We start from the raw sequence: 6730 nt of genomic DNA, 5'->3' as shown, positions 1-6730 counted from the left end.
AAGTTTAAAGGTAGTATGAGTAAAAAAGGCAGTAATAAAATTTATTCAAAATGAATTGGCAAGTCTAGAATTTATAGAATCCCATAAATCATCTTCAAAAGATTTTATGAGAAAGAGGAAGTTATCTTTTATTGACATATTTATCTTAATTTTAAGAAAAAGTGTAAAGTCGCTGCAAGTGATACTAAACGAATTTATTTTATATAGGAAAAAAGACTATACCGTTACTGCTAGTGCTTTTAGTCAAGCAAGAAAAAAAATGAAACACAGTGCATTTTCAGAAATTAACGAAGGTGTGGTTTCCTTGTACTACCAAGACCAAAAATTTAAAACTTGTTTTGGCTTTAGAGTGTTAGCTCTTGATGCCTCCAAAATCATTTTACCAACAAGCGTTGAAATAAAAAATGAATTTGGCTCAAGAAAAATACGTAACCAAAAACCAAAAGATTTAGGTGATTATGCAAGTGCAACCTTTGCGGTTTGTTAAGATGTGCTAAATAATGTTGCCATAAGGTCAGTGTTAGATAGAGGTATAGCTCTTTTTACAATAATCCGAACAGACCATAATATGCTACTGGCCTGCTATAGCCATAAACACATATCTTATCGCATTCGGACTATTATAAGAAAGGCTATAACACTCATGAAATTAACTTAGCAGATGAAATGCTTAAAGTTGTAAATACTAATGACTTACTGATTTGTATATTTATCTTATAAATTTCTTTCTAGCCTTACAAAAAGAAAAATTGCTTATGTCATTCGATGTCCCAGATCATCTTTTAATGAAGTGAATGCTATGTTTGAAGAAAAAAGCCCATCTAGTGTTGAGGTTACCATATGTGCTCAGCGTAAGATAAAACAAGAAAATAGTGGAATAACGCTTCAAAGTGGTACTGCCATCTGGTGAAATTGAAGTGTTAGCTACATCATTAATGGATGAACAAAAGTTTCAAACTGGAGGATTTAAGGAGTTATATTTTTTACGCTGGGGAGTTGAGACATTTTTTGCAAAACTCAAAGGAAGACTAAGTCTAGAAAATTTTACAGGAAAAAGTGTTGAGCCTGTTAAACAGGATTTTTGGTCAGCTATCATTATTAGCAACCTAGAAAGTGTTATGACAGAAGATGTAGAAGAAGCGTTGAATATGGACTTAACCGATGATAAGCTTAAGAGGAGCATTAACAAATCTGTCTCATTTAACGCGATCAAAAACTTGGCTTTCGACATTTTTGCTACGGAATCAGATACTGACTGCATTATGGATCAATTATCAAAGCTATTTTTGATGAACACTTTGGCGGTAAGAAATGGAAGGAAAGTTGATCGTCATAAGGTACCTTATCTTCGTTCGTTCAATTACCAAAAAAGGGTTAGAAAACACATATTTTGACTAGAGGTAGTATTCATATCTTCTGATAATAACTGGTTAGCTTATTGCCATAGCTCCTGTAAAATGACTTCTAAACAAACTGTTTCTTAAGTAATTTACACTTCAGAGTTTATCTGCTTTAAAGTTTACTCTATTCTGTTTCAGCATTTGTCATAAATCCTTAATTATTTCTGACTTTTTAGTTCAGTTTTTAACCATTCTTTCCTTAACTTAATGGCAGTGAACCTCGTCATCCCGCTACTTGTTAGCGGGATCTCTTGTTAGCGGCTGAGATACCGCGAATGAATCGCGGTATGAAGGTTCGCGGCGGTATGGACGTAGGAAAACCTTTCTTGGGTCAGCTATAGAGACTCTCATCTTTAGCGAGCTTCAAGGTAATTGGTTGCTATTTGAGAAAATATTCGCATAATTTAAGTAACATTACTTAATAAAAATTAACTATGGAGCTTAATAAGATTGCAGCATCGATTTTACTTTCTGGGCTAATCATTATGATAGTTAGTAATGTAGTTGATATGCTTTACAGTCCAGAAGAATATAAGATTGAACACCAAACGATAGTAGCTGCTGGCAGCAATGAGTTCCAGCAAAAAATCGAGCAAGTGGCGCTTGATATTGGAGCGCTCATGCAGAATGCTAGCTTTGAGAAAGGTAAATCAGCAGCAAAAAAATGTATAGCCTGCCATAGTTTTGAGAAAGGTGGAATGAATAAAGTAGGACCAAACTTATGGAACATAGTTGGAAATAAAAAGGCCCATCTTGGTAACTCATTCAATTACTCAAAAGCAGTGCTTGAAAGAGGTGGAAAATGGGGGTATGAGGAGCTATTTGCCTTTTTAAAGAACCCAAAAGCCTATATAAAAGGTACACGTATGGCATTTGCAGGTATTTCCAATCCACAAGAAATTGCAGATCTAGTTAGTTATTTGCATCAATTGAGTGATAGCCCGGTTGCTTTGCCAAAGTAGTATGGATTATTGTAAATTGTTTGATGGAAATAATGGTCACATAGCATATCGAAGGCTACAAGGAAAGAAAGCTTCTGTAGTTTTTTTCGGTGGATTTGCATCCAATATGGATGGAACTAAAGCAACTGCTATTTACAAATTTTGCCAAGAAAATGACGTAGCACTTGTGCTATTTGATTATTTTGGTCACGGTCATTCAAGTGGTAATTTTATTGATTACACGATAAGTGATTGGCAAAAAAATTGTGCTAAAGTAATGAGTGAATTAACTAGCGATAAACAAATAATTATAGGTTCAAGTATGGGAGGATGGCTGATGTTGCTCACTGCCCTTCAATTTCGAGAAAAAATTGCAGCACTAATTGGTATATCGTCTGCTCCCGATTTTACTGAAGATTTGATATTCAAGCAATTGTCAGGCAAGCAAAAAGAAGAACTAGATTCTAAAGGTGTAATAGATTTTACTTCAGAGCATTGTACATACAAAATAACTAAAAATTTGATCGAAGATGGCAGAAAGAACCTTCTTTTAAACAAAAAGACAATAGATATAAACTGTCCTGTGCGCTTGCTGCATAGCATTAATGATAAAGATGTTCCTTATCAAACTTCATTGAATTTAGCTGAAAAAATTAAGTCAACCGATGTTGAAGTACACTTAATAAAATCAGCAGAGCACAGTATGTCTGACAATCATTCACTGGAAGTTTTATTTAAGACCATTAGAGAATTTTGTAACCAGAATGCATTCTGTGATTTTTAGCAAAACACGATTTTTCATTTGAGCTTTCTTCAACTTAAAATAAATACAGAAAATTGCTGCCTATAGCTAAACTGACTTAGATTTACCGACAATTTGAAAAACCGTCATCCCGCTACGTGTTAGCGGCTGAGATACCGCGGCGGTATGACGGTTCGCACCATCACACTTTGGAACCTTACAGATATTGAGCAAATCCAATAATATCCTTGATTTCTTTTATATTATGGGTTGCAATTTCTGCTGCTTTCTTTGTGCCTTTTTTTAATATTTCATGTAAATGGAATTGGTCTTTTAAAAGATCATTCATTTTCTCACGTATGGGTGATATAACACTGATAATTAAATCAGCTAACTCTTTTTTGAAGTGCTTCATGTCATGTTTGTTCACTTCTTCACATACTTTTTCTGCATTTACATTACTAAGCACTGAATAAATGTTTATCAAATTGCTTATTTCTGGTCGGCACTTTAAAGTAGCAAAGCCTAGAATTGAATCTGTTTTTGCTTTTTCTATTTTTTTGACAATTAAGTCATCCGTATCATCAAGGTTAATGCACGAATGTTCTGAAGGATCAGATTTACTCATCTTGCTTGTGCCATCCCTTAAGCTCATTATCCTTGATGTGCAATCCAAAGTTAAGATTTCAGGTACGATGAAATAATCCAGCTTATAATGATTGTTAAAAGCTGATGCAATATCACGTGCAAGCTCCAAATGCTGTTTTTGATCATCACCAACAGGAACGTATTTAGTTTGATACAACAATATATCTGCAGCCATAAGTACTGGATAACTATATAATCCAAGAGAGGCTTTTTGTTTATCGCTGCCAGCTTTATCTTTAAATTGAGTCATGCGATTAAGCCAACCAATTGGTGTATAGCATCCAAGCAGCCAGCCCAGTTCTGCATGACCACTAACTGTGGACTGACTAAAAATAATGGACTTTTCTGTATCTATTCCGCATGCAATATAAGCTGCTGCTGTTTTGAAAATATTACTTTTTAATTCACTTGCGGGAAGCTTATCTGCTGTTATTGCGTGTAGGTCGACAATACAAAAAAGAGATTTGTATTTATCCTGTAAGTCTATCCACTGTTTGATTGCACCAAGATAATTACCTAAATGCAGTACGCCACTTGGCTGGATACCTGAAAAGACAATACTTGTCATTATACATTTACCTCATGCTAATCGCTTCCACAATCAGCAGATTTCTTAGAAAGAATAACCATTGCAGGACGGAGCAACCTATTTTTGATAGTATAACCAGTTTGTAGTACCTCTACAATGGTGCCAGGCTTTTTTTCATTGTCTTCTCTTTCCACAACAGCTTGGTGTAAATTACTATCAAAAAGCTCACCAAGTGGATCTACTTCCTCTATTCCATGTTTTTTTAGATCATTTATAATTTTTTGATAAGCTACTTTAATCCCCTCATGAACAGGATCACCGTCTTTCAAAATTTCCATTACTCTTTTTAAATTGTCGCACGAGTCGATCATATCACGTGCAAGTTTTGTGACTGCGTAGTCACTTGCATCGCTAATTTGCTTTTGCATTATACGTTTGACGTTTTCATTATCTGCAACAGCACGGCGTAAATGATCTTCAAGCTGAGCTGCACGTTCTCTTAATGTATTGAGATCTTCATTTAAATCATCAGTTTGCTTATGGTTATCACTTTGTTGGTCGTCACCTTTCTGCCTACTTACCATATCAGCAAACTTCTTCTTTTTCTCCTTACTGCTATCTGACATATCATTACCCTTAAGAATCTGATAAGTATATAACAATTAATCTGAAAATATCAAGCGCCAGCTACATTCGTCTTTCTATGCTCGCATTTAAAAAGTTAATTAAAGTAGTTTTATAAAAAGAATCAGAAAAAGTACTAATATCATTTTGTGCGATATTAATGTAGTGTATAGCTTTTTCCATAGAAAGCTGAATGGCATTATGGTGATTAATATAGTGTAATGCTTGGTCAAAATTGTGTCTAGCTGAAGAAAAGCATTTTTCCCAGAATTTTTGCTCTGCTGGACTGCCCTTTTCGTATGCTATAATAGCAGGTAAGGTGACTTTACCTTCGAAAAAGTCTTTTCCGATTTGCTTTCCAGAAGTGCATTGACTAGCAGTATAATCGAGCATATCATCAACTATTTGAAATGCCATACCAAAATTAAAACCAAAATTCTTTAGCCTCTCTGTTTCGTCATCTGTTGCACCAGATACTGTAGATGCAGCTTCACAGCATGCAGAAAATAAAGACGCTGTCTTTTCTCCAATGATATCAAAATAATTTTCCCTGATTGTGTGGGGGTCAAAACGTGTTGTCATCTGCTTTATTTCACCATTCACAAGTAAATACGATGCTTTAGATAAAATAGAGAGAATATTTAAATTTCCACACTCTATAAGCCATCTAAATGCTAGTGTCAACAATAGATCACCAACTAAAATGCTTGATTTATTTCCCCAAATCTTATTCGCTGTTTTAACTCCATGGCGTGCCTCACTTTCATCGAGCACATCATCATGAAGTAAAGTAGCATTGTGTATAAACTCTACCGATGCAGCAACATTGATCCTATTCTCCCCAGAATAGTTTAGCATTTTACATATAATAAAAACTAGTTTAGGCCTTATTTTTTTTCCACCTGACCTAACAAGATGAGATATAATATCAGTAGCAAGCTTAGCATCTTCATCATTGACATTTTTGAAGACAAAGTCATTCATAGCTGACAAATCAGAAGATACAATATCGTCTAATTTATCGCTGTTTGTTATTAGCATTTTAAGAGACTTATGCCTCTTGCCCTTGTGCTTTCTCGTTCTCTACTTTCTTCTTTTCTGTTTTCTTTGGTTCTGTTTCTAAAGTTACTATGCCTTTTTTGATAAACCACAGTACTCTTTCAGTTGCTTGCGCGCCTACGCTTAGCCAATGTTTTAATCTATCAGCCTTCACCACAACACGATTTTTATTGTCTTTTGGTAATATTGGATCATATTGTCCTATTTTCTCAATAAAACGCCCATCTCTTGGTGCTCGTGAATCAGCTACAACTATCCTATAAAAAGGGCGTTTCTTTGCGCCAAACCTCGCCAACCTTATTTTAACTGCCATGTTAACCTTTATTCATATATTAGCCACAATTTTATACAATGAGCCGTTTTAAGTCAAATGAATTATACAACTTTTGCACCTTATAATGTGATTACTAATAATGTATGGCAGTGCCGGGCGCACAGCTATACGAACATTCATTTTTGAAGGTAAATTGCACAGCAAATGGTGTCATTCCAGTGCTTGACACTGGAATGGCTTTGTTGCATCGCTCTTCGGATAGTAGGTAACGCACAATAAATTTATGAAGCTATCTCAAATTTAGCCATACCAATATCAGTGAACTTATTGAGCAAATAGCATTTATAGCACTTCTCGCAATAGTCCGAATAGGATAAGATATGTGCTTATGGCTATGGTACAGCAGTAGCATATTATGATCTGTTCGGATTATTGTAAAAAGAGCTATAACAAGTAGTTCCTTCTCTCTATTTGTCTCAGATTTATTCCTAAAACTAAACCCGAATGTTTGTT

Annotated in this window: 7 protein-coding genes and 3 pseudogenes; 4 read left to right on the top strand and 6 right to left on the bottom strand. The window is 34.9% G+C overall.

Annotation, left to right across the window (positions count from 1 at the left end; translation table 11 throughout):
• Positions 1-34: 34 nt before the first annotated feature.
• The 4 genes and pseudogenes from OZD68_RS01870 to OZD68_RS01855 form a co-directional block, all read left to right on the top strand.
• Positions 35-484 (top strand): annotated as a pseudogene (locus OZD68_RS01870) (transposase); the annotation flags it as partial.
• Between the two features lie 152 nt (positions 485-636).
• Positions 637-1394 (top strand): annotated as a pseudogene (locus OZD68_RS01865) (transposase); the annotation flags it as partial.
• 440 nt (positions 1395-1834) lie between these two features.
• The gene (locus OZD68_RS01860; RefSeq protein ID WP_010082469.1) at positions 1835-2362 is read left to right on the top strand and encodes a c-type cytochrome; all 528 of its coding nucleotides are present in this window, start codon (positions 1835-1837) and stop codon (positions 2360-2362) included.
• A gap of 1 nt (position 2363) precedes the next feature.
• The gene (locus OZD68_RS01855; RefSeq protein WP_182309553.1) at positions 2364-3125 is read left to right on the top strand and encodes an alpha/beta hydrolase; all 762 of its coding nucleotides are present in this window, start codon (positions 2364-2366) and stop codon (positions 3123-3125) included.
• Positions 3126-3300: 175 nt separating this feature from the next.
• On the opposite strand, the gene trpS is transcribed toward OZD68_RS01855, so the two are convergent.
• From trpS to OZD68_RS01825, 6 genes and pseudogenes are all read right to left on the bottom strand, one after another.
• Positions 3301-4299, bottom strand: coding sequence for a tryptophan--tRNA ligase (trpS, locus tag OZD68_RS01850; RefSeq protein ID WP_182309552.1), 999 nt, complete (start codon positions 4297-4299; stop codon positions 3301-3303).
• A gap of 17 nt (positions 4300-4316) precedes the next feature.
• Positions 4317-4886, bottom strand: coding sequence for a nucleotide exchange factor GrpE (locus OZD68_RS01845; protein WP_155969407.1), 570 nt, complete (start codon positions 4884-4886; stop codon positions 4317-4319).
• A 61-nt stretch (positions 4887-4947) separates the two neighbouring features.
• Positions 4948-5925, bottom strand: coding sequence for a polyprenyl synthetase family protein (locus tag OZD68_RS01840; RefSeq protein ID WP_182309551.1), 978 nt, complete (start codon positions 5923-5925; stop codon positions 4948-4950).
• A 10-nt stretch (positions 5926-5935) separates the two neighbouring features.
• Positions 5936-6256, bottom strand: a complete 321-nt coding sequence (gene rpsP, locus OZD68_RS01835) for a 30S ribosomal protein S16 (RefSeq protein ID WP_182309550.1) — start codon at positions 6254-6256, stop codon at positions 5936-5938.
• A gap of 94 nt (positions 6257-6350) precedes the next feature.
• Positions 6351-6491, bottom strand: coding sequence for a hypothetical protein (locus OZD68_RS01830; protein WP_275008854.1), 141 nt, complete (start codon positions 6489-6491; stop codon positions 6351-6353).
• A gap of 15 nt (positions 6492-6506) precedes the next feature.
• Positions 6507-6730, bottom strand: a pseudogene (locus OZD68_RS01825) (hypothetical protein); the annotation flags it as partial.

Source organism: Wolbachia endosymbiont of Drosophila bicornuta, from assembly GCF_028982105.1.
Taxonomy (GTDB): domain Bacteria; phylum Pseudomonadota; class Alphaproteobacteria; order Rickettsiales; family Anaplasmataceae; genus Wolbachia; species Wolbachia pipientis.
This window is presented reverse-complemented; position numbering and strand designations above follow the sequence as displayed.

What these genes read in the sequence shown, in the direction of transcription:
- OZD68_RS01860 (WP_010082469.1), top strand. Translation starts at nt 1,835, where the DNA reads ATGGAGCTTAATAAGATTGCAGCATCGATTTTACTTTCTGGGCTAATC.
- OZD68_RS01855 (WP_182309553.1), top strand. Translation starts at nt 2,364, where the DNA reads ATGGATTATTGTAAATTGTTTGATGGAAATAATGGTCACATAGCATAT.
- trpS (WP_182309552.1), bottom strand. Translation starts at nt 4,299, where the DNA reads ATGACAAGTATTGTCTTTTCAGGTATCCAGCCAAGTGGCGTACTGCAT.
- OZD68_RS01845 (WP_155969407.1), bottom strand. Translation starts at nt 4,886, where the DNA reads ATGTCAGATAGCAGTAAGGAGAAAAAGAAGAAGTTTGCTGATATGGTA.
- OZD68_RS01840 (WP_182309551.1), bottom strand. Translation starts at nt 5,925, where the DNA reads ATGCTAATAACAAACAGCGATAAATTAGACGATATTGTATCTTCTGAT.
- rpsP (WP_182309550.1), bottom strand. Translation starts at nt 6,256, where the DNA reads ATGGCAGTTAAAATAAGGTTGGCGAGGTTTGGCGCAAAGAAACGCCCT.